The 26578-nt window shown below is 73.7% G+C and carries 22 protein-coding genes; 11 read left to right on the top strand and 11 right to left on the bottom strand.

Annotation, left to right across the window (positions count from 1 at the left end; translation table 11 throughout):
* The first annotated feature begins 33 nt into the window (after positions 1-33).
* Complete coding sequence (locus ABZS80_RS00755; RefSeq protein ID WP_355053793.1) at positions 34-1473, top strand: GuaB1 family IMP dehydrogenase-related protein; 1440 nt, start codon at positions 34-36, stop codon at positions 1471-1473.
* Between the two features lie 39 nt (positions 1474-1512).
* On the opposite strand, the gene ABZS80_RS00750 is transcribed toward ABZS80_RS00755, so the two are convergent.
* Positions 1513-2061, bottom strand: a complete 549-nt coding sequence (locus ABZS80_RS00750) for a TetR/AcrR family transcriptional regulator (RefSeq protein ID WP_355053792.1) — start codon at positions 2059-2061, stop codon at positions 1513-1515.
* A gap of 149 nt (positions 2062-2210) precedes the next feature.
* On the opposite strand from ABZS80_RS00750, the gene ABZS80_RS00745 reads away from it, so the two are divergent.
* The 3 genes from ABZS80_RS00745 to ABZS80_RS00735 all read left to right on the top strand — a co-directional run bounded on the left by ABZS80_RS00745 (position 2211) and on the right by ABZS80_RS00735 (position 6570).
* Positions 2211-2732, top strand: coding sequence for a MarR family winged helix-turn-helix transcriptional regulator (locus ABZS80_RS00745; protein ID WP_355054180.1), 522 nt, complete (start codon positions 2211-2213; stop codon positions 2730-2732).
* Positions 2726-4459 carry an ABC transporter ATP-binding protein gene (locus ABZS80_RS00740; RefSeq protein ID WP_355053791.1) on the top strand — a complete coding sequence of 578 codons (1734 nt, stop codon included), beginning with the start codon at positions 2726-2728 and terminating at the stop codon, positions 4457-4459. The genes ABZS80_RS00745 and ABZS80_RS00740 overlap by 7 nt, the downstream gene beginning before the upstream one ends.
* A gap of 107 nt (positions 4460-4566) precedes the next feature.
* Positions 4567-6570, top strand: a complete 2004-nt coding sequence (locus ABZS80_RS00735; RefSeq protein WP_355054179.1) for an ABC transporter ATP-binding protein — start codon at positions 4567-4569, stop codon at positions 6568-6570.
* A 46-nt stretch (positions 6571-6616) separates the two neighbouring features.
* Here the strand turns inward: ABZS80_RS00735 and thrS are convergent, their stop codons facing one another.
* On the bottom strand, positions 6617-7834 hold the full coding sequence (gene thrS / locus ABZS80_RS00730; protein ID WP_355053790.1) for a threonine--tRNA ligase: 1218 nt from the start codon (positions 7832-7834) through the stop codon (positions 6617-6619).
* Positions 7835-8357: 523 nt separating this feature from the next.
* Here thrS and ABZS80_RS00725 point away from each other — a divergent pair.
* A complete protein-coding gene (locus ABZS80_RS00725; protein ID WP_355053789.1) occupies positions 8358-8990 on the top strand; it encodes a VTT domain-containing protein in 633 nt (210 codons plus the stop codon).
* A 12-nt stretch (positions 8991-9002) separates the two neighbouring features.
* Here the strand turns inward: ABZS80_RS00725 and ABZS80_RS00720 are convergent, their stop codons facing one another.
* Positions 9003-9593 (bottom strand): CGNR zinc finger domain-containing protein, encoded by a 591-nt coding sequence (locus ABZS80_RS00720; protein WP_355053788.1) that lies wholly within the window; start codon positions 9591-9593, stop codon positions 9003-9005.
* A gap of 109 nt (positions 9594-9702) precedes the next feature.
* On the opposite strand from ABZS80_RS00720, the gene ABZS80_RS00715 reads away from it, so the two are divergent.
* Positions 9703-10962, top strand: coding sequence for an MFS transporter (locus ABZS80_RS00715; RefSeq protein WP_355053787.1), 1260 nt, complete (start codon positions 9703-9705; stop codon positions 10960-10962).
* Positions 10963-11072: 110 nt separating this feature from the next.
* On the top strand, positions 11073-11756 hold the full coding sequence (locus ABZS80_RS00710) for a DUF998 domain-containing protein (RefSeq protein WP_355053786.1): 684 nt from the start codon (positions 11073-11075) through the stop codon (positions 11754-11756).
* Here the strand turns inward: ABZS80_RS00710 and ABZS80_RS00705 are convergent.
* A complete protein-coding gene (locus tag ABZS80_RS00705; protein ID WP_355053785.1) occupies positions 11734-13137 on the bottom strand; it encodes an NAD(P)H-quinone dehydrogenase in 1404 nt (467 codons plus the stop codon). The genes ABZS80_RS00710 and ABZS80_RS00705 overlap by 23 nt on opposite strands.
* 164 nt (positions 13138-13301) lie before the next feature.
* On the opposite strand from ABZS80_RS00705, the gene ABZS80_RS00700 reads away from it, so the two are divergent.
* Positions 13302-13757 (top strand): gamma-glutamylcyclotransferase, encoded by a 456-nt coding sequence (locus ABZS80_RS00700; protein WP_091260426.1) that lies wholly within the window; start codon positions 13302-13304, stop codon positions 13755-13757.
* A 72-nt stretch (positions 13758-13829) separates the two neighbouring features.
* On the opposite strand, the gene ABZS80_RS00695 is transcribed toward ABZS80_RS00700, so the two are convergent.
* The 4 genes from ABZS80_RS00695 to ABZS80_RS00680 are packed head-to-tail and all read right to left on the bottom strand — an operon-like array spanning position 13830 to position 17196.
* Positions 13830-14792: a GNAT family N-acetyltransferase gene (locus ABZS80_RS00695; protein ID WP_355053784.1), complete on the bottom strand. Its 963-nt coding sequence runs from the start codon at positions 14790-14792 to the stop codon at positions 13830-13832.
* A gap of 42 nt (positions 14793-14834) precedes the next feature.
* Positions 14835-15575, bottom strand: coding sequence for a hypothetical protein (locus ABZS80_RS00690; RefSeq protein WP_355053783.1), 741 nt, complete (start codon positions 15573-15575; stop codon positions 14835-14837).
* A gap of 43 nt (positions 15576-15618) precedes the next feature.
* Positions 15619-16560 carry a hypothetical protein gene (locus ABZS80_RS00685; RefSeq protein WP_355053782.1) on the bottom strand — a complete coding sequence of 314 codons (942 nt, stop codon included), beginning with the start codon at positions 16558-16560 and terminating at the stop codon, positions 15619-15621.
* A gap of 6 nt (positions 16561-16566) precedes the next feature.
* Positions 16567-17196, bottom strand: coding sequence for an MBL fold metallo-hydrolase (locus ABZS80_RS00680; protein ID WP_355053781.1), 630 nt, complete (start codon positions 17194-17196; stop codon positions 16567-16569).
* 122 nt (positions 17197-17318) lie between these two features.
* Here ABZS80_RS00680 and ABZS80_RS00675 point away from each other — a divergent pair, with 122 nt between their 5' ends.
* Complete coding sequence (locus tag ABZS80_RS00675; RefSeq protein WP_355053780.1) at positions 17319-18296, top strand: DUF4349 domain-containing protein; 978 nt, start codon at positions 17319-17321, stop codon at positions 18294-18296.
* On the opposite strand, the gene ABZS80_RS00670 is transcribed toward ABZS80_RS00675, so the two are convergent.
* Together ABZS80_RS00670 and ABZS80_RS00665 are read right to left on the bottom strand one after the other, a co-directional pair.
* Entirely contained in the window at positions 18253-19512 is a 1260-nt protein-coding gene (locus ABZS80_RS00670; RefSeq protein WP_262287361.1) for an amidohydrolase, read from the bottom strand. The genes ABZS80_RS00675 and ABZS80_RS00670 overlap by 44 nt on opposite strands.
* Before the next feature lie 647 nt (positions 19513-20159).
* On the bottom strand, positions 20160-21743 hold the full coding sequence (locus tag ABZS80_RS00665) for a methylmalonyl-CoA mutase family protein (RefSeq protein WP_355053779.1): 1584 nt from the start codon (positions 21741-21743) through the stop codon (positions 20160-20162).
* 204 nt (positions 21744-21947) lie between these two features.
* On the opposite strand from ABZS80_RS00665, the gene ABZS80_RS00660 reads away from it, so the two are divergent.
* Positions 21948-23984 (top strand): serine/threonine-protein kinase, encoded by a 2037-nt coding sequence (locus tag ABZS80_RS00660; protein ID WP_355053778.1) that lies wholly within the window; start codon positions 21948-21950, stop codon positions 23982-23984.
* Between the two features lie 49 nt (positions 23985-24033).
* Positions 24034-25698 carry a phospho-sugar mutase gene (locus ABZS80_RS00655; protein ID WP_355053777.1) on the top strand — a complete coding sequence of 555 codons (1665 nt, stop codon included), beginning with the start codon at positions 24034-24036 and terminating at the stop codon, positions 25696-25698.
* A gap of 86 nt (positions 25699-25784) precedes the next feature.
* Here ABZS80_RS00655 and ABZS80_RS00650 read toward each other — a convergent pair whose 3' ends face one another.
* The gene (locus ABZS80_RS00650; protein WP_355053776.1) at positions 25785-26462 is read right to left on the bottom strand and encodes a GPP34 family phosphoprotein; all 678 of its coding nucleotides are present in this window, start codon (positions 26460-26462) and stop codon (positions 25785-25787) included.
* Positions 26463-26578 lie beyond the last annotated feature (116 nt).

Genomic DNA, 26578 nt, shown 5'->3' with positions numbered 1-26578 from the left:
GCGGGACCGACCGCGAGCAGGAATGATGGCCGGGTGCGGTTCCTTCATGGCGCGGTTCCCGCGCACGACCTGACCTACAACGACGTCTTCATGGCGCCCAACCGTTCCGAGGTGGGCTCCCGGCTCGACGTCGACCTGGCCGCGGCCGACGGCACGGGCACCACCATCCCGCTGGTCGTGTCGAACATGACCGCGGTGGCCGGCCGGCGGATGGCCGAGACGGTGGCCCGGCGCGGTGCCATCGCGGTCATCCCGCAGGACATCCCGATCGAGGTGGTGGCGAACGTCGTCGCCTGGGTCAAGCAGCGGCACCTGGTGCACGACACCGCGATCACGCTCGGCCCCACGGACACCGTCGGCGACGCCATCCACCTGCTGCCGAAGCGGTCCCACGGCGCCGTGGTCGTGGTGGACGAGGCCGGCCGCCCGCTGGGCGTGGTCACCGAGGCGGACACGGTCGGGGTGGACCGCTTCGCCCAGCTCCGGCACGTGATGTCGACCGATCTGCACACCGTGCCGGCGGACGCGGACCCGCGCACCGGCTTCGACCGGCTCTCGGCGGGCCGGCGGCGGCTCGCCCCGGTGGTGGACGCCGAGGGTCGCCTGGTCGGGGTGCTGACCCGGTCGGGCGCGCTGCGCGCCACGCTCTACAAGCCGGCCGTGGACGACCGGGGCCGGCTGCGCGTCGCCGCGGCGGTGGGCATCAACGGCGACGTGACCGGCAAGGCGGCCGCCCTGCTGGAGGCCGGGGTGGACACCCTCGTGGTGGACACCGCGCACGGGCACCAGGAGCGGATGATCTCGGCGCTGCGGATGGTCCGCAAGCTCGACCCCGGGGTTCCGGTGGCGGCGGGCAACGTGGTCACGGCGGACGGCGTACGCGACCTGGTCGAGGCGGGCGCCGACATCATCAAGGTCGGCGTCGGGCCGGGCGCCATGTGCACCACCCGGATGATGACCGGCGTGGGCCGCCCACAGTTCTCCGCGGTGCTCGACTGCGCCGCGGCGGCCCGCTCCCTGGGCCGGCACGTGTGGGCCGACGGCGGCGTCCGTCACCCGCGGGACGTGGCGCTGGCGCTCGCGGCCGGCGCCTCGAACGTCATGATCGGCTCCTGGTTCGCCGGCACCTACGAGTCCCCCGGCGACCTCTACACCGACGCCGACGGCCGGCGCTACAAGGAGAGCTTCGGCATGGCCTCGGCGCGCGCGGTGAGCGCCCGGACCGCCGAGGACAGCGCGTTCGACCGGGCCCGGAAGGCGATCTTCGAGGAGGGCATCTCCTCGGCCCGGATGTACCTGGACCCGGCCCGGCCGGGCGTCGAGGACCTGATCGACGAGATCATCTCCGGGGTGCGTAGCGCGTTCACCTACGCGGGCGCGCGCAACCTGGAGGAGTTCCACGAGCGGGCCCTGGTGGGCGTGCAGAGCACCGCCGGCTACACCGAGGGCATGCCGCTGCCGACGAGCTGGTGATCCCGGGGGCCGGGTCCCGCGCCGAGGGGCCCGGCCCCGTCAGGGGAAGAGCCGGCTGATCACGGTGCGGGCGGCGGCCTCCGGGTCCGGGCCGACCCGGGGCGGCAGGGCGCCGGAGAGCCAGAGCGTGGCGAAGCCGTGCACGATCGACCAGGCCGCCAGCGCGTCGACGTCCGGCCCCCGGCCGGTGCGCCGGGCCACGCCGGAGCGCAGCAGCTCGCCGGCCCGGGTCCGGGCGGCTACCACCTCGGGGTCGTCGGCCCGGTAGAGGTCGGGGCGGAACATCACCTCGAAGTGCGCCCGGCGCCGGACCGCGAACCCCACGTACGCCACACCGGTGTCGATGAGGTCGTCGCCGGCGTCGCGCAGCGCCTCGGCCAGCAGCTCGAAGCCCTGCGCGGCGAGCGCCGTGAGCAGCCCGGCCTTGTCGCCGAAGTGGTGGGCGGGCGCGGCGTGCGAGACGCCGGCCCGGCGGGCCAGGTCGCGAAGGCTCAGCGCGGTCGGGCCGGACTCGGCCATCACCTCCACCGCCGCGTCGAGCAGGGCGCGGCGCAGGTCGCCGTGGTGGTACGCGCGGGACTGGCTCATGGACACCACTCTAACTTGCCATTGACAAGATGGCTCGGCACCCCCGACGGCGCTCCAGGCACTCTTCGCCGCCGCCCTGGCGGTGTTCGGCTGACGGCGTAAATAGTTTGGGGCCTGATGGTTCGGGGGCTAACCTGACGCCCGTGAACATGGGACCGCTCGTCCGCTTCCCCGACGCGCTCCAGCACGCGCCGCTCGGCCGGCTCGTCTCGATCGCCGGGCACATCGTCGAGCAGCACTGGGGCCGCTACCTCGCGGAACACCACGGGCTCACCTCCGCCGGCATGCGGGTGCTGCTCGTCCTGCTGCGGGCCGGCGACAGCAGCCACCGGGAGATGGCGGAGCGGTGCTTCGTCCGGCCGGCCACCCTCACCGGCATCGTCGACACCCTGGAGCGCGACGACTTCGTGGCCCGGCGGCGGGACCCCGACGACCGGCGCAGCGTGCAGCTCAGCCTGACCGACAAGGGCCGAGAGCACGCCCTCGCCATCATCGACCTGATCCACAGCAACCGGCCGCTGACCTCGGTCGACGCGGACCCGGCGAAGCAGGCGGTGATCCGGGAGTTCCTCACGGAAATCATCACGAGCATGTCCGATGGGGACCTTCGCCGGTTGAACCGGAACAGCGAGTCCGACACCGAAGACCCATCGGGGAGCCGTCCGTGCTGATCCGCCTGCTCCGTACCCACCTGCGCCCGTACCGGCGGTTGCTGGCCGCGGTGGTGGCCTTCCAGTTCGTCGGCACGATGGCGTCGCTCTACCTGCCGAGCCTCAACGCCGACATCATCGACCGGGGCGTGGCCCTCGGCGACACCGACCAGATCATGCGTACGGGCGGCTGGATGCTGCTCGTCAGCCTGCTCCAGATCGCCTGCTCGATCGTCGCCGTCTACCTGGGCGCGAAGACCGCCATGGGTTTCGGCCGGGACGTCCGGGCCGGCATCTTCGCGCACGTCAACAGCTTCTCGGCCCGCGAGGTGGCCCGGTTCGGGGCGCCCTCGCTGATCACCCGGAACACCAACGACGTCCAGCAGGTGCAGATGCTGGTGTTGATGAGCTGCACCATGCTGGTCGCCGCGCCGATCATGAGCGTCGGCGGCGTGGTGATGGCGCTCCAGGAGGACGTGGGGCTCTCCTGGCTGATGCTGGTCTGCGTGCCGGTCCTGGCGATCACGCTCGGCCTGATCACCCGGCGGATGGTCCCGGGCTTCCGGCTCATGCAGACACGGATCGACACGGTCAACCGGGTGCTGCGCGAGCAGATCACCGGCATCCGGGTGGTCCGGGCCTTCGTCCGCGAGCCGTACGAGACCGAGCGCTTCCGGGTGGCGAACACCGACCTCACCGCGACCGCCCTGCGGATCGGCCGGCTCCAGGCCCTGATCTTCCCGGTGGTCATGCTGGTGCTGAACGTCTCCAGCGTCGCGGTGCTGTGGTTCGGCGCGGAACGGGTGGACTCCGGTCAGATCCAGGTCGGCGCGCTCACCGCCTTCCTGCAGTACCTGATGCAGATCCTCATGGCCGTCATGATGGCCACCTTCATGCTGATGATGGTGCCCCGCGCGGCGGTCTGCGCCGAACGGATCGTCGAGGTGCTGGACACCGACTCGTCGGTGGTGCCGCCGGTCGAACCGATGATCGCCATGACCCGCCGCGCCGAGCTGGAGTTCCGCCGGGTCGCCTTCCAGTACCCCGGGGCGAGCGCGCCGGTGCTGCACGACATCTCGTTCCAGGCCCGCCCCGGCCGGACCACGGCCATCATCGGCTCCACCGGAGCCGGCAAGACGACCCTGCTCACCCTGATTCCCCGGCTGGTCGACCCGACCGCCGGTGCCGTGCTGGTCGACGGGGTGGACGTGCGGCTGCTGGAGCCCGACGAGGTGTGGCGCCGGATCGGGCTGGTGCCGCAGCGGCCGTACCTGTTCAGCGGCACCGTCGCGAGCAACCTCCGCTACGGCAACCCGGACGCGACCGACGCCGAACTGTGGTCGGCGCTGGAGATCGCCCAGGCCCGCGACTTCGTCGCGGAGATGCCGGGCGGCCTGGAGGCGCCGATCGCGCAGGGCGGCACCAACGTCTCCGGCGGCCAGCGACAACGGCTCGCGATCGCCCGCGCGCTGGTCCGCCAGCCGGAGATCTACCTCTTCGACGACTCCTTCTCCGCGCTCGACCTCGGCACGGACGCCCGGCTGCGGGCCGCGCTGAGGCCGGTCACCGCGGACGCGGTGGTGGTGATCGTGGCGCAGCGCGTGTCCACGATCGTCGACGCCGACCAGATCATCGTGCTCGAGGACGGGGGCGTCGTCGGGATGGGACGACATGACGACCTGCTGGTGACCTGCCCGACGTACGCCGAGATCGTGGCGTCCCAGCAGACCGCGGAGGTGACCGCGTGACCCCCGTACCCGGGCAGAAGCCGGCGCCGGAGGCGAAGGCCGACGGGGGGCCGCCGCAGCGGCTGCCCGCGGCGGCCGCCCGGCGCGGCGGCGGCGGTCCGCCGTGGATGGGCGCCGCCATGCCGGCGGAGAAGTCGATGAACTTCGGGCCGTCCGCCCGCCGGTTGCTGGGCCGCCTCCGGCCGCACCGGTTCTCGCTGACCGCGATCATCACCCTGGCGGTGGCCAGCGTCGGGGCGAGCGTGATCGGGCCGAAAATCCTCGGGCACGCCACCGACCTCATCTTCGCCGGGGTGGTGGGTCGCCAGATTCCCGCCGGCACCACCCAGGAGCAGGCGGTGGCGGCGGCCCGGGCCGCCGGCAACGACAACTTCGCCGACATGCTGGCCCGGATGGACGTCGTGCCCGGAGCGGGCATCGACTTCCCGGCGTTGGCCCGCACCATCACCCTGGCGCTCGCCCTCTACCTGGGCGCCAGCCTGCTGATGTGGTGGCAGGGTTGGCTGCTCAACGGGGTGGTGCAGCGCACCGTGCTGCGGCTGCGCGCCGAGGTGGAGGAGAAGCTCAACCGGCTGCCGCTGCCCTACTTCGACAAGCAGCCCCGCGGCGAGCTGCTGAGCCGGGTCACCAACGACATCGACAACATCTCGCAGACCCTGTCGCAGACGCTCAGCCAGCTGCTCAGCGCGCTGCTCACCGTGGTCGGCGTGCTGGCCATGATGGTCTGGATCTCGCCGCTGCTGGCCCTCGTCGCCCTGGTGGCGGTGCCGCTGTCGGTGGTGGTCACCCAGCAGATCGCCAAGCGGTCGCAGCGCCGGTTCATCGCCCAGTGGCGGCACACCGGCGAGCTGAACGGCCTGATCGAGGAGACGTACACCGGCCACGAGCTGGTCAAGGTCTTCGGGCGGCAGCGCGAGGCGCAGGCCGCCTTCGCGGCCAAGAACGAGGAGCTGTTCCGGGCCAGCTTCGGGGCCCAGTTCATCTCCGGGATCATCATGCCGGCGATGATGTTCGTGGGAAACCTCAGCTACGTGGCGATCGCCGTGGTCGGCGGGCTCCGGGTGGCCTCCGGTTCGATGAGCCTGGGCGACGTGCAGGCGTTCATCCAGTACTCGCGGCAGTTCACCCAGCCGCTCACCCAGATCGCGTCGATGGCCAACCTGCTCCAGTCCGGGGTGGCCTCGTCCGAGCGGGTCTTCGAGGTGCTCGACGCCGAGGAGCAGGCACCGGACCGGCCCGCGCCGCCCCGGGTCACCGGCCGGGTCGAGTTCGAGCACGTCTCCTTCCGGTACGACCCGGACAAGCCGCTGATCGACGACCTCTCGCTGGTGGCCGAGCCCGGTCACACGGTGGCCATCGTCGGCCCGACCGGCGCCGGCAAGACCACGCTGGTCAACCTGATCATGCGGTTCTACGAGCTGGACGCCGGCCGGATCACGCTGGACGGGGTGGACATCAGCTCCCTGCGCCGGGACGAGCTGCGCGGCCGGATCGGCATGGTGCTCCAGGACACCTGGCTCTTCGGCGGCACGATCCGGGACAACATCGCGTACGGGCGGCCGACCGCCACCGAGGAGGAGATCCTGGCCGCGTCCCGGGCCACCTTCGTGGACCGGTTCGTGCGCAGCCTCCCCGACGGCTACGACACCGTGATCGACGAGGAGGGCAGCAACGTCAGCGCCGGTGAGAAGCAGCTCATCACCATCGCCCGGGCGTTCCTCGCCGAGCCGTCGCTGCTCATCCTCGACGAGGCGACCAGCTCGGTCGACACCCGCACCGAGGTGCTGCTCCAGCGGGCCATGGCGGCGCTGCGCACCGAGCGGACCAGCTTCGTCATCGCGCACCGGCTCTCCACCATCCGCGACGCCGACCTGATCCTCATGATGGACCAGGGCCGGATCGTCGAGCAGGGCACGCACGACGAACTGGTCGCCGCGAACGGCCCCTACGCCCAGCTGTACCGGTCGCAGTTCCGCGCGGCGGTGGTCGACGAGGAGGCTGCCGCGCCGCTGCCGGCCGGCGGACCGCCCGGACGGCCCGGCGGCGGACCACCCGGACGACCCGGCGGCGGACCACCCGGAAAGCCGGCGGCCGCGCCGGCCGGGCGCTGACGTGGACGCCACGAGGGGCGACCCGGCCGGAGCGACCCGTCGGCGGTCAGGCCGGCGGGAGCAGGTCGGCCGAGCGGGCGGCCACCACGCCGCCGACCAGCGCCAGCGTGTCGGCCGCCGGCATCGGGTCGAGCCCGCGCCCGTCACGCAGGCGCAGCGAGACCCCGCCCTCGGCCGCCTCCCGGGGACCGATCACCCCGACGTACGGGACCTTCCGGCGGGCCGCGTCACGGATCCGGGCGCCCAGCGAGCCGGCCAGGTCGACCTCGGCGCGCAGCCCGGCCGCCTCGGCCCGGCGGCACAGGTCGACGGCCGCGCCGGACTGCCCGTCGTCCACCGGCAGCAGCACCAGCTGCACCGGGGCGTACCAGGCCGGGAAGGCGCCCGCGTGCACCTCGATGAGGTACGCGAAGAGCCGCTCCATGCTGCCGACCAGGCTCCGGTGCACCATGACCGGTCGCTTCCGGCGCCCGCCCGCGTCGGTGTACGACAGGTCGAACCGCTCCGGCTTGTCGAAGTCGAGCTGGACGGTGGAGATGGTCGACTCCCGGCCGGCCGCGTCCACGACCTGAATATCGATCTTCGGGCCGTAGAAGGCGGCCTCGCCCGGGCCCTCGTGGTGGTCGACCCCGTCGAGCGCGGCGCGGAGCAGCTCCTCGGCCCGCGCCCAGTCGGCGTCGTCGCCCACGTACTTCTCCCCCGGCCCGCGCAGCGACAGCCGGAACCCGGCCGGCCGGACGCCGAGCGCCGCGTGCGCCTCCCGGATCAGCCGGAGGATCTCGCGCACCTCGTCGCCCACCTGCTCCAGGGCGCAGAAGTTGTGGGCGTCGTTGAGCGAGATGGCCCGCACCCGGGACAGCCCGCCCAGCACCCCGGAGCGCTCCGCCCGGTACATCCCGCCGATCTCCGCGATCCGCAGCGGCAGCTCCCGGTAGGAGCGACCCCGGGCGCGGAAGACCAGCGCGTGGTGCGGGCAGAGCGCGGGGCGCAGCACGAACTCGTCGTCGGCGCTCAACCGCAGGGGCGGGAACATGTCGTCGGCGAAGTAGCCGAGGTGACCGGACAGCTCGAACAGCTCCCGTTTGCCCAGCGGCGGCGAGTAGACGTGCCGGTAGCCGGCCCGGCGCTCCAACTCCCGCACGTACTCCTCGACGGCGTGCCGGGCGGCGGCCCCGGCCGGCAGCCAGATCGGCAGCCCGGCGCCGGCCAGCGGGTCCGAGACGAACAGCTCCAGGTCCCGGCCGAGCCTGCGGTGGTCGATCATGTCGCTCTCCTTGATCGGGTACGACCCGGAGGCGAACAGACCCGGAACGCCGCGAGGCCCCGGAGCGGATCGCCCCGGGGCCTCGTCGACGGAAACGTCAGTGCGGCGCGCCGGGGATTCCCGGCGTCGTGGTCACCACCGCGCTGCGCATGCGGCGACGGTACGCGCGGAGAATCCGCGGACGCACCTGGATTTCGCGACGCACCCGGAGCCGGTGCGGTGGGGGCGGGTCGCCGGCACGGGACCTGCCGGCGACCCGCGGCGGTCCGGCCGTCGGGAACGGGGGACCCGACGCCTCCGGAGCCGCGCGCGGACAACGGTACGCCGCGGATCGGCGATCCGCCGCCCGCACCGGCGCTCGGCGGCACCCCGGCGGGTCGTCACATTCGGCGTCGCCGCATCGTTGAACACCAGTGGCCTGCGGGTGTCGGCCGTCACCGCCGGGCAGGGCTGCTCGCGGTGGCGCGGGACACGGCGTCAGGCTCGGTGCGGTACAACGGGGAACTCCGGCGAGGTGGCGGTCGTGGCCGAACTCATCTCTGACGTCGCGTCGCCCACCTGGGCGTACGCGGTGCTGCTCACGCTGCTGATCGCCGACGCCTTCGTGCCGGTGGTGCCGACCCAGGTCGTCATGATCACCAGCGGGGCACTGACCGTCTACGGCGGGCTCAGCCTGCCGCTGACCATCGCGGTCGGCGCGCTCGGCGTCTTCGCCGGCGACCTCGCCTGCTATCTGCTCGGGCGGACCGCCCCGACCCGTCGCGAGCCGAAACACGCCACCCCGGGACGGGCCCGGCGGGCCGCCTCCCGCGTCACCCGTGGGCTGCGCGAACCGGGACCGCTGGTGATCCTGCTCTGCCGGTTCGTGCCCGGGGGCAGGATGGCGGCCTGCTTCTCGGCGGGGCGCAGCCGCTACCCCTACCGCCTCTTCGTCCTCTACGAGGCGGCCGCGGCCATCTGCTGGGCCGCGTACGGGACGATGGTGGGTCACCTCGGCGGCGCCGCGCTGACCGAGTCGGCGTGGCGGCTGCTGCTGATCGGCGGGGCGGCGGCGGCCGGGTTCGCGGCGGCGGGCTGGGCCATGACGGTGATCAGCGCCCGCCACTCCCGCACCGAGGCCGCGGTGACGGTCGAGGAACCGACGGCCGCGTCCTGATGATCGAATGAATCAGGGCCGGGGGGTCTTCGCCTTCTGCCGGGCGTAGTAGGCGCGGGCGCGGTTGCGGTCGCCGCAGTCCTTCGTGTTGCACCATCGGCGGTTCCGCCGCGGTGACGTGTCGAGATAGACCCAGCCGCACTTGACGTCCTCGCACTGGTGGAGGCGGTCGAGGTCGTCGCGCTGGGTGAGCGCCACGAGCCCGCGGACGATGCGGTCGCGGGGCAGGCGGAGGTCGGTTTCCCGGTCCCGCCACTGCCAGCGGTCGCCCGCGCGGGCCAGGTCGGCCGCGGCTATCGCCGCCCGGTACATGTCGGCGAGGCCCGCGGCGGCCTCGGGGTCATCCTCGAAGAGAGCCGCGTAGGCCCTCTCGCGCGCCTCGATGACCTGTCGCCGCTCCCGCTCGGCCCGGGCGTCGTCCCGGCCGGCGAGATCGCGCAGGGCCACGGCCTCCTCTTGGCTGATCAGGTCGGACTCGACGCACCAGTCGACGACGTCGGAGAAGGTCCTCAGGTGCTCGATGCGTTCGCGCCCGCCGAGGCGCCAGGCAACGGTGTTCACCAGGTCGAGCATGCGGTCGCCCGCGATGTGGCCGAACCTCACCAGCAGCTCCTCTCATGGCTGAAGGCAGTATTGCATGTGAGACCGCCCCCCTGGCATGCTCATCCCCAATCAGCCAATCACCCATGAGAACACCACCGGGAGACCGATCGTGCCTGCCGCCGCCCCACGCGGACCGTTCGCCGCACTGTGGGCGTCCCAAGCGTCCTCGAACCTCGCCGACGGGCTGCTGCAGGCCGCGGCGCCGCTGCTCGTCGCCACGCTGACCCGTGACCCGCTCGTGGTGGCCGGCATGACGGTGGTGCAGTTCCTGCCCTGGCTGATCGCCACCCTTCCCGCCGGCGCGCTGGCCGACCGGGTGGACCGACGCCGGATCCTCACCGCCGGCAACTGGCTGCGCGCGGCCGGCTTCGCGCTGCTCGCCGTGGCCCTGACCAACGGATGGCGCCACGTCGCACTGCTCTACGCCGCGGTGTTCCTGGCCGGTTGCGCCGAGACGATGGTCGACAACGCCGCCCTGACCATCCCGCCCCGTCTCCTGCCCCGCGAGCAGCTCGAACGCGCCAACGGCCGGTTGTTCGCGACCCAGTCGGTCATCAACACCTTCATCGGTCCGCCGGCTGGCGCGGCGTTGTTCGCGCTGGCGGCAGCAGCGGCCTTCTACACCGGCGCGGCCGCGTTCGCCCTGGCCGGTCTGGCAGCTCTGCTGCTGCCCGCGCTGCGCCCCACCGGCGAGGAACAGGAGCGCCGCCGCGCGACCCCGACCACCATCACCCAGGACATCCGCTCCGGATGGGCCCACTTCTGGCGCCATGACCTGCTGCGCCGGGTCGCGTTCATCTCGGCGGCGATCAACTTCTTTGGCTCGGCCACGGGCGGGGTGCTCGTCCTGCTGATCACCGGCCCGTACCAGCTGCCCATGTCGCGCTACGGCCTGTTCGTCGCCGTTCCCGCCGCCGGTGCGATCGTCGGCTCACTGCTCGCCGAACACGTCGTGCCCCGCATCGGTGGCGGCCCCACCACCTGGCTCGCCGCACTCACCCCGGCCGCCAGCTACGCCATCCTCGGCCTGGGCCACCACACACCCCTCGCCCTCGCCGGCATGTTCTGCGCCGCCGTGGCCACCTCGCTGAACCAGATCGTCGTGAGCACCCTGCGCCAGGCGGCGGTCCCCGACGAACTCCTCGGCCGCGTCACCGCCGCCTACCGCCTGATCGTCCTGGGTGTGGTCCCCCTCGGTGCCCTCGCGGGCGGCCTGCTCGGACGCGGCCTGGGGATCCGCGCCACCTTCGTCGCGGCGGCCCTCGGACTCGCGCTCGCCGCGCTCCCGCTCGCCTCCCGGGTCACCACCCGAGCCCTCCGTGACGCCGAGACGACCCGGCACCGGAACGAGCTCCAGCCATCGCCCTGAGTCCACCACCTGCGGCATCGCCGATCGGATACATCTAGGGGGCGACCCCGGGATCGAAGTGGGTGGTGGCCCCGGATCCGTTTCGGGCGGTTTCGGCGACAGGCTGAGGCATGTCTGGAACCCGGAGCAGTGGTCTGCTGGCCCTCGGCGGGATCGCCCTGGCGGCGGTGCTCGCCGTCGTCGGTCACCTCGAGGTGAACGACAACCTGAACCCCTGGTCGCTGACCGTCAGCGACTTCGCCGTCTCCGACCGGGGCGGCGTCATCGACGCGGCCATGGCGGTGCTCGCGGCGGCCACGATCATCCTCCTGCCGGCGCTACGCCGGGCCGGCGCCGGCCCGCTCGCGGGGGCGCTGCTGGTGGCCTGGTCGGCCGGCCTGATGGCCGCCGCCGTGGTGCCCACCAACGAGCCCGGGCTGCCCATGGACGCCGCCGCCTACGTGCACCGGTACGCCTCGGTGGTGGCCTTCCTGGCCCTGCCCGTCGCCGGTTGGCTGCTCGCCCGGCGGCTCGGCGGGCGGGCCGCCGGGTGGGTGCGCGGGCTCGTCCTGACCAGTCTCGTGCTGGCCGCGGCGATGGTCTGGTCCGCCTACCCCGGTGACCGGGTGCTGATCGGCCTCGCCGAGCGCCTGCTCATCCTCGCCGAGGTCGCCCTGCTCGCGGTGGTCGCCGGCACCCTGCTCCGCCACCAGATCGGCGAGGTGGCGGTGCCCCGACTCCGGGAACACCCCCACCTCGCCGAGCTGGCGGCGCCTGCGCAGGACCGTGAGCTCACTCCAGCTCGTGGAGCATGAGCTGGCGGGCGGCCTCGGTGATCGAGCCGGACAGGCTCGGGTAGATGGTGATGGTCTGGGCCAGCTCGTTGACGGTGAGGTTGTTCTCCACCGCCATGGTGATCGGCAGGATCAGCTCGCTGGCCTTCGGCGCGACCACCACCCCGCCGATCACCTGGCCGCTGGCTGGCCGGCAGAAGAGCTTCACGAAGCCGTCGGCCAGGTCGGCCATCTTCGCCCGGGCGTTGCCGGAGAGCGGCAGCATCACCTGGCGGGCCGGGACCTTGCCGGCGTCGACCTCGTCCTGCGAGACGCCGACGGTGGCCAGCTCCGGGTCGGTGAAGACGTTCGCCGCGACGGTACGCAGCCGCAGCGGCCGGACCGCCTCGCCGAGCGCGTGCCACATGGCGATCCGGCCCTGCATGGCGGCCACGCTGGCCAGCAGCAGCACCCCCGTGCAGTCGCCGGCCGCGTAGATGCCGGGGACGTTGGTCCGGGAGACCCGGTCGACCGTGACGTAGCCGCCCCGGGCCAGCTCGACGCCGTACTCGGCGAGGCCCAGGTCGGCGGTGTTGGGGATCGAGCCGACCGCGATCAGCGCGTGCGAGCCGGCGACCACCCGGCCGTCGGCGAGCGTCACCTCGACGCCGTCGCCGATCCGGCGGACCGCCTCGGCCCGGGAGTTGTTCAGGATGGTCATGCCCCGGTTCCGGAACACCCGCTCGATCGCCGAGGCGGCGTCGGCGTCCTCGTGCGGCATGACCCGGTCCCGGCTGGAGACCAGGGTGACCTGGACCCCCATGGCCAGGTAGGCGCTGGCGAACTCGGCGCCGGTCACGCCGGAGCCCACCACGATGAGGTGCTCGGGCAGTTCGGGCAGGTCGTACACCTGGCGCCAGGTCAGGATGCGCTCGCCGTCGGGCACGGCGGTGGGGAGCTGGCGCGGGGTGGAGCCGGTGGCGATCAGCACGGTGGTGGCGGCGATCGAGTATTCCGCGCCGCCGTCGGCCGGGGTGACGATCACCCGGTGGGTGTGACCGAGGGTGTCCTCGCCGAGCCGGGCGGAGCCGGCGACGAACTCGACGCCGGCCTTCACCAGCTTGGCGTGGATGTCGGCGGACTGGGCCAGGGCGAGCCGCTTGACCCGCTCGTGCACGGTCCGGGCGTCGACCGTGACCGCCTCCAGCCCGTCGGAGTGCACCCCGAACTCCTCGGTGTCCCGGTAGCCGGTGACCACCTCGGAGCTGGCGATGAACGTCTTGGACGGCACGCAGTCGGAGAGCACGCAGGCGCCGCCGGCCCCGTCCGCCTCGACCACGGTGACATCAGCGTCCAGCTGGGCGGCGACCAGCGCCGCCTCGTAGCCGGCCGGCCCTCCGCCGATGATCACGATCTGGCTCACGGAGCCATCCTTTCGTTCGCGACTGCGGGGCTCCGCTCCGCTGCACTCCTCGCGCTCACCGCGCTCGCCCCCGATCAATGCTCACAGTGACTTTCTTATCCCGTCGCGCTCGACACGCACCGTCGTATTCTCCCCCACCCGTCGGCCGGGCTATCGTCATCGCCGTGCGTCTTTACGCCGCTTACGGCTCAAACCTGGACCCCGCCCGCATGCGTGCCTACTGTCCGCATTCGCCGATGGTGGGCACCGGCTGGCTGGAGGGGTGGCGGCTCACCTTCGCGGGCGAGGACGTCATCGGCTGGGAGGGCTCGGTCAGCACAGTGGTCGAGTCGCCGGGCGACCGGGTCTTCGTGGCGCTCTACGACATCCACCCGTACGACGCGGCCCAGCTCGACGAGATCGAGGGTGTGACCTCCGGGACGTACCGGAAGCTGACCGTGCGGGTCTCGACGCTGGACGGGGACGTGACCGCCTGGGTCTACGTCTTCGACGGGTACGAGGGCGGCCTGCCGACGTCGTGGTACCTGTCGGAGATCGCGAACGCGGCGGAGAAGGCGGGCGCGCCGGACGACTACGTCACCGAGCTGCGGTCCCGCCCCACCGGCACCGCGTCCGCGTAGCGCGTCTCCCACCTCTCCAGTCTGCTCCGGCCGGCTCCCGGGCCGGGCGGCGACCCCGCGGCGGGTCGCCTATCACACACCCGCCGCGGGGACGCTCCGCTCGTACATGTCGGTCCAGCGCCCCTCGGTCAGCCCGACCGAGCGGTAGAGGGTGACCGGGGCGGTCGGGTTGGCCAGGTCGACGCCGAGACCGGCCCCCGCCCGGCCCTTGGCCGCGTAGGCGGCGAAGGCCCGGCGCAGCAGCGCCGCCCCCACCCCGCGCCGCCGGTACGCGGGCAGCACGGACAGCGTCCGGACCCAGCCCATGTCCTGGTCGAGCGCCTGGTCGGAGGACTGGAGGGCGCCGGCCGGCTCACCGTCGACCTCGGCCAGGAACCATTCGTCCCACACCTTGCCGTACGACGGGAGCTGCTCGCGCCACTGGTCGAAGCCGACCGGCTCGTAGTCGGGGGTGTCCCGGAACGCGGTGTCGAAGATCCGGTGGAACAGCCGCAGGTCGGCGTCGTCGTCGACATGCAGCGGCCGGACGGTCACCCCGGCCGGGGGCGCCGGCTCGGCGGGCAGGTCGGCCAGCGACCGGGTCATCCGGATGTACCGCTTGAGCCGGGTGAAACCGGCCTCGGCAAGCTCCTCCGCCCAGCGGGTCTCCGGCGCGAAGACGGCGGTCCGGGCGGTGAGCGCGGGCAGGCCGCGCTCGGCGGCCCGCTCGGCGACCCGGTCGAGCAGCCGGGCCAGCAGCGGGGCGCGCAGGTCCCCGCCGCGGTCCGGGTCGACGTAGACCTCGACGAACTCCCGGCCCACCCCGGTGGGGTTGCTCAGGATCGCCCAGGCCACCGCGGTGCCGTCCGGGTCGGTGACCAGCCAGGAGTCCCGGGCCGGTTCGACGAAGGGCGCGGTCAGGGCGTCCCGGACGTCCTCGGCGTCGAAGTCGGGGTAGCCGACGGCGAAGGTGTCGGCGGCGTGCACCACCGCCAGGATCGCGGGCACGTCGTCGAGGGTGGGGCGGCGGGCGGTCCAGCCGGCGGGGAGCGTCACGCGGCAGATCCTGACAGCCGCCCCGGCGGCCGCGCTTGCCATTTATCCGCCGCGGACGTGCAGTCGCGCGGCGGTGAGCAGGTTGAGCAGTTCCGCGCCCTCGCCGGGGCCCAGCGCCCGGAACGCCGGGGACACCAGCCGGTCGGTCACCGCCTCGGCCCAGAGCCGCCGCCGCACCAGCGGCCCCACCGGCGGGTACGGCGGCGACCAGCCGCACGCCGAGGCCCCGGCGTCCCCCTCCGGGCCGGCCAGCACCGCCTCCAGCGGTGTCATCCCGGCGGCCCGCACCGCCAGCAGGTACGCCCCGGCGAAGTGCTCGCGGAGCAGCAGCAGCGCGACGGCCGCCCGGGCGCCCGGCGTGGCGGCGTCGACCGGCATGGCCCGCCAGGCGGCGAACAGCGGCATGCCGCTGCCGTCCGCCGCGTCGACCACCTGGCGCAGCAGCGCGGCGAGGCGGGCGGCTTCCGGGGCGTCGCCCAGCTTGGTGCCGCCCCAGCGGCAGCACTCGGCCAGGTTCGCGCCCGCGACCTCCAGCGGCGGCACGGTGCGCACGGCGGCGTCCCAGCCGTCGGCGACCGCCTCCGGCGCGATGAAGCCGAGCGCGGCGGCGACCGTCTCGGCGCGGACGTCGCCGAGCGCGCCGGCCCGGCCGGTGATGTAGAACGCCCAGCCGGAGATGCCCAGCAGCCGGGCCCGGCGCAGCGTCGACGGGCAGCGGGAGAACGCCTCCCCGAGCTCCAGCACCAGCGGCTTGCTGGCGGCGGCGACCTGCTCCGGGGTCATCGGCGGCACCCCACCGTCCGTCCACCGTGGTCATCCATCACGATCAGTCTGCCTCGTCGCCACCCTCCGCGGCATCCCCCTCTTCGGCGTCCAGCGCCTCCAACGCGGCCTCCACCTCACCGGTGCGCCGGCGGGCGGCGGTGAGCGACCGTTCCGCGCCGCGCCGCGCCAGCTTGGCCCGGCTCAGCTCCTGCTCGGCGACGGCCCGGCGGCGTTCCAGCTCGGCCAGTTCGGTCTCGATCCGGTCCAGCGTCGCCACGCCGTCGCGTTCCGCGTCGGTGGCCCCGGTCAGCTCCGCCTCGGCCCGCTCCTGGTCGTCGCGGGCCCTGGCCAGCTCCCGTTCCACGGCCCGGCGGCGCTTCGCCCGCTCGGCCCGGGCCGCCCGCTCGGCGGCCCGCTGGTCGCGCGCCTTCCGGCTCTCGGCGCGCTCGGCCGCCCGGTCGGGTACGGCGGGTTCCTCCTCGCCGCCCCCGGTGACCAGCCGCAGCTGCGGCCGGGGCACCTCGCCGAACCCGGCGTAGTGGGTGGACCGCAGCAGCCGCCCGGCGCGTACCTGCTCGGCCACCTCGGTGTCGGAGAGCGCGGCGTTCAACGTCGCCTCGACCTCGCCGAGCGGCAGCTTCCCGACCGGCGGGGCGGCCGGCTCGGCGGCGGCCAGCTTGCGTACCTCGGCGACGAGCGCGCCCACGACGGCCCGGCGCTGCGCGGAAAGCTCGCGGAGCTTGCCGCCGCGCAGGTCCCGCTGCGCCGAGCGGAGCGACTCGGCGAGCTGCGCCAGGTCGGCGACCAGCTCCGGACGGCGGATCGCGAGCAGGTTGACCAGCCAGGCGGCGACCGTGGGCCGGCGCAGCTTGCCGATCTCCCGGGCGCCCTTCGGGTCGCCGGCCCGGCGCGCCTCGGCGACCGCGGCGTCCCGGGCCGCGACGAACCGGTCCGGCGGCGTCGCGTAGAGCCGCTGGACCAGGTCGGGGGGTGGACCGGCCATGCCCGCTCAGGCGTCGATCCGGGTGCCCGGTTCCAGGCGCCGGTACTCGGTCTTCGACAGCGCGGTGTACTGGCGGTCGAGCACGCCGAAGCCGTTGGCGTTGAGCAGCGCGTCGTGCAGCGCGAAGGCCCGCCGCGGTGCGACCGCCCGGATGAAGTCGACCACCTCGGAGAACTTCGACCAGGGCGCGTGGATCGGGGCGAAGAGGGTGTCCACCTGGACGTCGTCGGGGACGACGAGCGCGTCGCCCGGGTGGTAGACGACGTCGTTGAACACGTAGCCGACGTTCTGGACGACGGGGATGTCCGGGTGGATGACCGCGTGCTGCCCGCCGTACGCGCGGACCGCCACCCCGGCCGCGGTGAACGTCTCGCCGGGCGTGACCACGGTCAGCGCCTCGGCGGCGTCGCCGAGCACCCCGGCGAGGGAGGCCGGGCCATACACCCGGGCGGGCCGCCGGTCCAGCGCCCGGGTCAGCGCCTCGACGTCCACATGGTCCGGGTGCTCGTGGGTGATCAGCACCGCGTCCGCCGCGTCCAGCGCCTCTGCGCCGCTGAAGACTCCGGGGTCCACGACCAGCACTCCCCCGTCGTGCTCCAGCTTGAGGCAGGAGTGGGCGTACTTGGTGACCTGCATCGTGACTCCTCGATTATCGAATCGTGATGTCCTCAGCGCAGTCTGCCGGAACCGGCGCGGTGTCGCGTCGCGTCCGACGTATCGGTCCCGCAGCGGGGCCGTCGAAGGATCGGAGCGCGGACATGAGGATACGGGACAGCCGCCGCCGGGGCCGGGCGCTCGCGGCGGCCGGGCTGCTGCTGGTGCTGGGCGCGGGTGCGTGCAGCGCGGACGGCGGGACGAACGACACCGCGGGCTCGGCCGGGCAGCCGCAGGCGGCCACGGGCGGGGACTCGGCGGACGGGGACGCGGCGGCCCGGGACCAGGCCGCGCCCGAGAAGGCGCAGCCCGGTGCGGGCGGCGCGGACCTGCGGGTCGACCAGCGGGCGATCATCTACACCGGAACGCTCCAGGTGCGGGTGGAGGACGTGGAGCGGGCGGCCCGCGAGGCGAGCACGGCGGTGACGGCGGCCGGTGGCTTCGTCGGCGGCGACCAGCGCAACAGCGACGCGGCGGACGCCCGGGCCGAGCTGACCCTGCGGGTGCCGGCGGACCGGTTCGCGACCGTGCTGGAGGCGCTCGTCCGGCTCGGCGAGCAGGAGCGGCGCGAGGTGCGGACCGAGGACGTCACCGAGGAGACCGTGGACCTGGACGCCCGGATCGCCACCCAGCGCGCCCGGGTGGACAGCGCCCGGCGGCTGCTGGCGCGGGCCACCTCGATCAACGACCTGGTCACGCTGGAGAACGAGGTGGGTCGCCGGGAGGCGGACCTGGCCTCGCTGGAGGCGAAGAAGCGGCGGCTCGCCGACCTGACGGCGCTCTCCACCATCACGGTGACCTTCGTCGGTCCGGACGCCCCGGCCGTCGGGGACGAGGAGGACCTCGGCTTCCTGGCCGGGCTGCGGGGCGGCTGGTCGGCGTTCCTGGGCTCGCTGCGGGTGGCGCTCACCGTGCTGGGCGCGGTGCTGCCGTTCGCGGTGGCGATCGGCGTGCCGGTGGCGCTCGTGCTGGCCCTGGCCCGCCGGCGCGGTCGCCGTACGCCGCCGGGCGGCCCGGCGCTGCCGGACGGTCCGGTCCCTAGCGGGCCGCCGCCAGTGCCCGCAGCGCGGTCTGGACCATGAGGCGTACCCCGACCGGGATGGCGCGCTCGTCCACGTCGAACGAGGCCCGGTGCAGGTCCACGTTGGGCCCGTTCCGGCCGACGCCGAGGCGGGCGAGCGCGCCGGGCACGTGCTCCAGGTACCAGGAGAAGTCCTCGCCGCCCATGCTCTGCGGGGTCTCCGCGATGCCCTCCGGCCCGAGCGCGGCCGCGGTGGCGGCGGTGAACACGCCGATGGCCCGGGCGTCGTTGGTGACCGGCGGGCGGCCGCGCAGGTACTCCAGGTCGACGGTGGCGCCGGTGGGGGCGAGGACGTCCCGCACCACCTGAGCCACGATCTTCGGGGCCTGGTCCCAGGTGTCCCGGTCCATCACTCGCAGGGTGCCGGCGGCGCAGGCCTCGGAGGGGATGACGTTGTAGCGGGTGCCGGCCGAGGCGTGGCCGAACACCAGCAGCAGCCCGCTGTTGGCCGGCACCCGGCGGCTGACCAGGGTCGGCACCTCGGTGACCAGCCGGCCGAGCGCGTCGACCAGGTCGACGGTCAGGTGCGGGCGGGCGGTGTGCCCACCGGGGCCGGTCAGCCGGACGGTGACGTTGTCGGCGGCGGCGGTGATCGGGCCGACCCGCAGGCCGACCTTGCCGACCGGCAGGTTCGGGTCGCAGTGCACCGCGAAGATCTGCACCACGTCGTCCAGGCCGCCGGCCTCGATGACCTCCAGCGAGCCACAGGGCAGGATCTCCTCGGCCGGCTGGAAGATGAGCCGCACCCGGCCGTCGAGCTGGCCGAGGTCGGCGAGCTGGGCGAGCAGCATGCCCACGCCGAGCATCACGGTGGTGTGCACGTCGTGCCCGCAGGCGTGGCAGACCCCGTCCACGGTGGACCGGTACGGCACATCCTTCGGGTCGCTCAACGGCAGCGCGTCGATGTCGGCGCGGAGCGCGATGACCGGGCCGTCCGGGCGCCCGTCGATGTCGCAGATGACGCCGTTGCCCTTCGGCAGCAGGCGCGGCTTCAGCCCGGCGAGGGAGAGCTCCCGGTGCACGAGGGCGGCCGTCTCGAACTCCTCGCCCGACAGCTCCGGGTGGGAGTGGATGTGACGGCGGGTGGCGATGAGGCCGGGTACGCGCAGCGCGAGCAGATGGTCGAGCTCCAGGGGCAGGGGCTGGGACCCGGTCGGCGCCTCCGGCCAGGACGACGCCAGCGGGCTGCCGGACGGCAGCGTCAACGCACTCGTCACGTCGAATTCTCGATCACTAGAGATGGATGGATCATCGGGGAGAACAGCAGACAGCCTAGACCTCCGGCGGTGACGCTGCGCAACATCTTTCGCGTAGCGGTCGGACCGCGCAGCGTCACGAATGCCCTGGTGGGAGGGCTCAAATATCTGCGGGACAGCAGGTAGATCGCGGTCGAACGCCGTCATCTGCCCCCCACCTCCTACAACGCGTAACCGATTCAACGGTCACCAAAACGCTGGCCGTCGTTCCGAATTGTCGCATTAGTCGCGACAATTAACTGCCGCTCGGACAATTGCGCGACAACGGTCGGCTGTCGGACGACTCCTGATGGTGACATGTCGGCCCGGAGTGCGACCGCACAGACTGTCCGTCCCGTTCACCCGACCGGGTTACCCGCAATCCCGATCCGCACACGCGCGCCGGCTCCGGCCACGCTGCCCGACGGCTCCGGGAGCGGCGCCCGGGCGGCGCCGCCCGGGGAGGGTCCGCACCGAGCCGTCGCCGCCCCCGCCGCGTGCGGGGAGACCACCGACTGTACGCCGCCGCACACCGTTCGCCCAGGTCAGCGCGGTCGGAAACGCGACGGCGGCCCGGCCGGCACCCCGCGCGGAGTGCCGGCCGGACCGCCGTCGTCGTCGTAGTCGGCTTAGAACCGGTCGCTCGGCCGGTGGATCCCCCACACGTCGCGCAGCGTCCCGCACACCTCACCCACGGTGGCCCGGGCGCGCAGCGCCTCCCGCATCGGGTAGAGCACGTTGGCGTCGCCCTCGGCCGCGGCGCGCAGCTCGGCCAGCCCGCGCTCGACGGCACCGGAGTCCCGCTGGGCGCGCAGCTTGGCCAGCCGCTCCGCCTGGCCGACCTCGATCGTCGGGTCGACCCGCAGCGGCTCGTACGGCTCCTCCTCGTCGATCCGGAACCGGTTGAGCCCGACCACCACCCGCTCACCCGAGTCGATCTCCTGGGCGATCCGGTACGCGGACTGCTCGATCTCCCGCTTCTGGAAGCCCGCCTCGATGGCGTCCACCGCCGAACCGTGGTCGAAGACCCGCTGCATCAGCTCGTCGGCGGCCGTCTCCAGCTCGGCGGTCATCGCCTCCACCACGTACGACCCGGCAAACGGGTCGACGGTGGCGGTCAGGTCCGTCTCGTACGCCAGCACCTGCTGGGTGCGCAGCGCCAGCCGGGCCGCCTTCTCGGTGGGCAGCGCGATCGCCTCGTCGAAACTGTTGGTGTGCAGCGACTGGGTGCCGCCGAGCACCGCGCCGAGGCCCTGCACCGCCACCCGGACCAGGTTCACCTCCGGCTGCTGGGCGGTGAGCTGCACGCCTGCGGTCTGGGTGTGGAACCGCAGCATCATGGACTTCGGGTTCTTCGCCCCGAACTCGTCGCGCATGAGCCGGGCCCAGATGCGCCGGGCCGCCCGGAACTTGGCGACCTCCTCCAGCAGCGTGGTGCGCGCCACGAAGAAGAACGACAGCCGGGGCGCGAAGTCGTCCACGGCCAGCCCGGCGGCGAGCGCCGCGCGGACGTACTCCACCCCGTTGGCCAGAGTGAAGGCGATCTCCTGCGCGGGCGATGCGCCGGCCTCGGCCATGTGGTAGCCGGAGATGGAAATCGTGTTCCACTTCGGCACCTCGGCCCGGCAGTAGGCGAAGGTGTCGGCCACCAGCCGTAGCGACGGCTTCGGCGGGAAGATGTACGTGCCCCGGGCGATGTACTCCTTGAGGATGTCGTTCTGGATGGTGCCGTTGAGCGCCGAGCCCGGCACCCCGGACTCCTCCGCCACGAGCTGGTAGAGCAGGAGCAGCACCGAGCCGGGCGCGTTGATGGTCATCGAGGTCGAGACCTTGTCCAGCGGGATGCCGTCGAAGAGCGTCCGCATGTCCTCGATGGAGTCGATGGCGACCCCGACCTTGCCCACCTCGCCGTGCGCGATCGGGTCGTCCGAGTCGTACCCCATCTGGGTCGGGAGGTCGAAGGCGACGGAGAGGCCCATGGTGCCGGCGCGCAGCAGCTGGTGGTAGCGGGCATTGCTCTCCGTGGCCGTGCCGAAGCCCGCGTACTGCCGCATGGTCCACGGTCGCGACGTGTACATCGTCGGGTAGACCCCGCGGGTGTACGGGTATTCGCCCGGGCCGCCCAGCCGGGAGTCCAGGTCCTCCGGAAGGTCGGCCGCCGTGTAGACGCCCTTGATCGGGAAACCCGACTCGCTTGACCGCGCTTCGCTCATTACCGGATGGTAGGACGCGGCCGCCGTTCGTTGGGTGAGGGATACCGCACACCGCGGCGGCGCGCAGCGACCGGAGGTGAGTAGCTGGCCACATACCGTCGAGTAGGTAAACGTCCGCCGCGTCGGGTTTCGCATCGGGCGTCGGAACCAGCAAGATAGTGGGGTTGTGTCCCAGCCCCCTCGATATCCCCCGGTGGCTTTTCTGTGACTCAGATCCCGACGTGGAGCGGCGGACCCGCCAGTCCCCCCACTGGACGCGCAGCACCCGGCACCACCATCGGTGGCCGCTACTCGCTGCGCTCGCCGGTCGGCAACGGCGGCATGGGCACGGTCTGGCGCGCGACAGACACGCTGCTGCGCCGCGACGTGGCGGTGAAGGAGGTCGTCCTCCCGCCGGGGCTCGCCCCCAGCGACCGCGACGCACTGTACGAGCGGACCCTCCGCGAGGCCCGCGCGGCCGCCGCGATCCAGCACCCCGCCGTGGTCCAGGTCTACGACGTGGTCACCGAGGGTGGCCGCCCGTGGATCGTCATGGAGCTGCTGGACGCCCGCAGCCTGGCCGACATGGTGATCGAGGACGGGCCGGTCGCCCCCCGCGCCGTCGCCAAGATCGGCATCGCCCTGCTCGGCGCGCTGGAGGTGGCGCACGCCATCGGCGTGCTGCACCGGGACGTCAAGCCGGCCAACGTGCTGATCTGCACCGACGGCCGGTGCGTGCTGACCGACTTCGGCGTGGCCCGGATGCCCACCGACGTGCAGCTCACCACACCCGGCATGGTGCTCGGCTCGCCGCACTTCATCTCCCCCGAGCGGGCCATGGGCCAGGAGTTCGGCCCGCCCAGCGACCTCTTCTCGCTGGGTGTGACGCTCTACACCGCAGTCGAGGGGCGTCCGCCGTTCGACAAGGGCGACCCGATCGAGACCATGCACGCGGTGGTCGAGGACCCGCCGGCCACCCCGCAGCGCAGCGGCCCGCTGACCCGCGTGCTCATGGGCCTGCTGGAGAAGGACCCGGCCCGCCGGCTGGACGTGCACACCGCCCGCGGCATGCTGCGCGAGCTGCTGGCCGGCCCGCTGACCAGCACCGCCACGGCGGTCAACTCGGTCACCGACCCGTACGCCGTGGTGCCGGTGCAGCGTCCGTCGACCCCGCCGGCGATCATCACGCCCGAGCCGAAGCCGGGCGGCCAGATCGGCGGCCGGGCGATGATCGGGCCCGGCGAGTCGCTGACCGACCGGCTCGCCGCCCTGCGCCGCGGCGAGCGGCCGGACTCCGCGGCGGCCGGCGCCGCCGCGCTCGACGAGACCAGCGCCGACGCGCTGGCCGGCCCGCTGCACACCCCGACCGGGGCGATGTCCGCGTCCGGCGCGGCACCGGAGGCCACCCAGCGCATCTCGCCCGACGCCACCCAGCGGCTCGGCCACGCCGCCGGCCCGGACGCCACCCAGCGGGTGCCCGGCCACCCGGATGCCACCCAGCCGGTCTACGGCCGGGGCGCCGACGCCACCCAGCCGGTCTACGGCGGCAACCAGTGGTCGGTGCCCGGCACCGGCCAGCCGTGGACGACGGCCCCGGGCGGCGCGCCGGCCCACGGCGGCGCGCTCGGCCGGGCCAAGGGTGTCGGCGGCCAGCTCCTCGGCCGGGTCAGGAGCTGGCCGCGCAAGGTGCAGCTCGCCGCCGCCGGCGGCGTGGCCGTGCTGCTCCTGGTCGGCGTGATCGCGCTGACCAGCGGCGGCGACGACGCGCCCCCGCCGATCGTGGGCGCGCTGCCCAGCACGACGGCCGAGGCTCCCCCGGTCGAGATGCAGGCGCAGTCGGTCAAGGGCGTCAACGTGCAGGTCCCGAAGGGCTGGGACCGCAAGACCGGCGGCGTCTTCGTCGACTTCGTCGACCCGAGCGTCGAGGGCCGCAAGGTGCGCATCCTCGCCGAGGACTGGAGCGGCACCTCGGTCAGCTGGGCCGAGTTCGCCTCCCGCAACCTCCGGGACAAGAGCAAGTCCTGCGCCAAGCCCTACGAGCAGCTGGAGATGAGCGAGTCGACCCTCGCCGGCAAGCCGGCCGCCGGGTTCGAATACACCTGCGGCGACGGCGACGCGAAGCGACACGGCATGTGGCGCGGCGTGGTGCAGGACGGCAAGGTCTACTCGTTCTACCTGACCGCCAACGAGGCCGACTTCGCCGCGAGCAAGCCGATCTTCGAGGCGATGGCGCAGTCGTTCCAGCTCACCGGAGCCAACTGAGTCGAGGCCGACGGCCGGTGGTGATCCGCCGCCATGCTTTCATGAGGCAATGGCGGCGGACACCACTGACCTTGACGACCTTCGCACCCGGGCCGAGCGCTGGCTCGACGACGACCCCGACCCGGCCGACCAGGACGAGCTGCGCGCCGTCCTCGCCGGGCTGCCGGGCAGCGCGCCCGAGCTGGCCGACCGGTTCGCCGGCCCGCTGACCTTCGGCACCGCCGGGCTGCGCGGCCCGCTGCGGGCCGGCCCGAACGGGATGAACCTCGCGGTGGTCACCCAGGCCGCGGCCGGGCTGATCGGCTGGCTCGCCGACCAGGGCGGCGAGGGCCCCCTGGTGATCGGGTACGACGCCCGGCGCGGCTCGCGGGCCTTCGCCGAGCGCACCGCCCAGGTGGCCACCGGCGCGGGTCGCCCGGCGCTGCTGCTGCCCCGCCCGCTGCCCACCCCGGTGCTCGCCTTCGCGGTACGGCACCTCGGCGCGGTGGCCGGCGTGATGGTCACGGCCAGCCACAACCCGCCGCAGGACAACGGCTACAAGGTCTACCTGGGCGCGCAGCTCGGCGGGGAGCTGGGCGCGGGCGCGCAGATCGTGCCGCCGGCCGACGCCGGCATCGAGGCGGCCATCCGGGCGGTCGGCCCGCTGGCCGGGGTGCCGCTCGGCCCGGCCGGCCAGGTGCTCGGCGACGACCTGGTCGCCGCGTACGTGGAGCGGGCCGCCGCGGTGGTCGACCCGGCCGGCCCGCGGGACCTCAAGGTGGCGTACACGCCGCTGCACGGGGTGGGCGCCGCGGTGCTGACCGCCGCGTTCGCGCACGCCGGTTTCGCGACGCCCGGCGTGGTGCCCGAGCAGGCCGAACCGGACCCGGCCTTCCCGACGGTCCACTTCCCCAACCCGGAGGAGCCGGGCGCGGTGGACAAGCTGGTCGCGCTGGCCGGCAGCACCGGCGCGGACATCGCCATCGCCAACGACCCGGACGCGGACCGCTGCGCGGTGGCCGTGCCGGCGGACGGGACCTGGCGGATGCTGCGCGGCGACGAGGTGGGCGCGCTGCTCGCCGACCACCTGATGCGGCGCGGCGTGACCGGCCTGTACGCCACCACGATCGTCTCCTCCACCCTGCTCCGGGCCATGGCCGCGGCGCGGGGCCTGCCCTACGACGAGACGCTGACCGGGTTCAAGTGGATCGTCCGGGCCGGGGGCGGCCGGCAGCCGCTGGTCTTCGGCTACGAGGAGGCGCTCGGCTACTGCGTCGCGCCGGAGCACGTCCGGGACAAGGACGGCATCACGGCCGCGCTGACCGTCGCGGAGCTGGCCGCGGGCCTCAAGGCCGAGGGCCGGACGCTGACCGACCGGCTGGACGAGCTGGCCGCCGAGTTCGGCGTGCACCACACCGACCAGCTCTCGGCCCGGGTCGAGGACCTGCGGCTGATCGCCGACGCGATGGCCCGCATCCGGGCGGCCACGCCGACCGCCCTGCTCGGGCACCCGGTCACCGAGGCGTCCGACCTGCTGCCCGAGGCGGACGTGGTGATCCTGCGCACCGACGCCGCCCGCGTGGTGATCCGCCCCTCCGGCACCGAGCCGAAGCTCAAGGCGTACCTGGAGGTGGTGGAGCCGGTGACGGACGGCGACGTCGGGACGGCCCGCCACCGCGCCCAAACGGCGGTAACGGCCCTCCGCACCGAGATCGCCACGGCCCTCGGCCTCTAGCCAGCCGTAAGCAGGGGCCCCTTGTTAACACTCGGCGTTAAGAAGGGGCCCCTGCTCTACCGCAGGCGTTAATAGGGGGCCCTTCCTTACGGGCGTTTGCCTAGGGCGGCGTCGATCGCCTGGGCGAGGGCGGCGATCACCAGGCTCACCGAGGGGCGGACGACGCTGTCGTCGAGGCTCACCGTGCCGGAGAAGCCGGCGCCCGTGGCGATCTCCTCCAGGCGCTTGCCGGCCTCGTCAGCGGCAGAGCCGGTCAGGCCCAGCGCCGGCTCCATCCGCAGCACCGCGACCAGGGTGGCGAGCGCGGCGGTCCGCTCGTCGGGGAGCTGCCCGACCGTCAGCGCCTCGGCCAGCCGCTGACGGATGTCGGCCTCCACCGAGGCGTCCGCGACCGGGTAACGGTGCACGTGGATGAAGCCCAGCTCGGTCTCGTCGATGTCCCGGACCACGCCCCGGCCGCAGAGGTCGCCGAGGATCCGGTCGCGCAGGCCGTGCCGCAGCCGCTGCACCCACGACGACGGGGTGTGCGGGGTGTCGGCGGCGATCCGGGCGAGGACCTCGTCGGCGATCGGCTCCCCGGTCGGCGCCGGGTCGAGCACCGCCAGGTTCCCGTCGGCGTACGCGATCCGGCCGGCCAGGGCCAGCTCGACCAGCACCGCGGCGGCCATGCCCAGGTCCAGGCTGATCCGCGGCATGGTCGCCTTGCCGGTTTCGTCGTCATAGGCGAGGAGCAGCAGCTCTTCGGCGAGCGCAACACCAGTCATGGCCGCAGACGCTAGCGGGTACGCGCATCCCGCGCACGAACTCCCCGTCGATGGCGTGCCGCCGTCGGCGTGGGCGGGATGCACGCCCCGGTCCACGCCGGAACGCATCCTCGTGC

The sequence above is a fragment of the Micromonospora sp. NPDC005305 genome (genome assembly GCF_040607315.1).
Classification (GTDB): Bacteria; Actinomycetota; Actinomycetes; order Mycobacteriales; family Micromonosporaceae; genus Micromonospora.
This window is presented reverse-complemented; position numbering and strand designations above follow the sequence as displayed.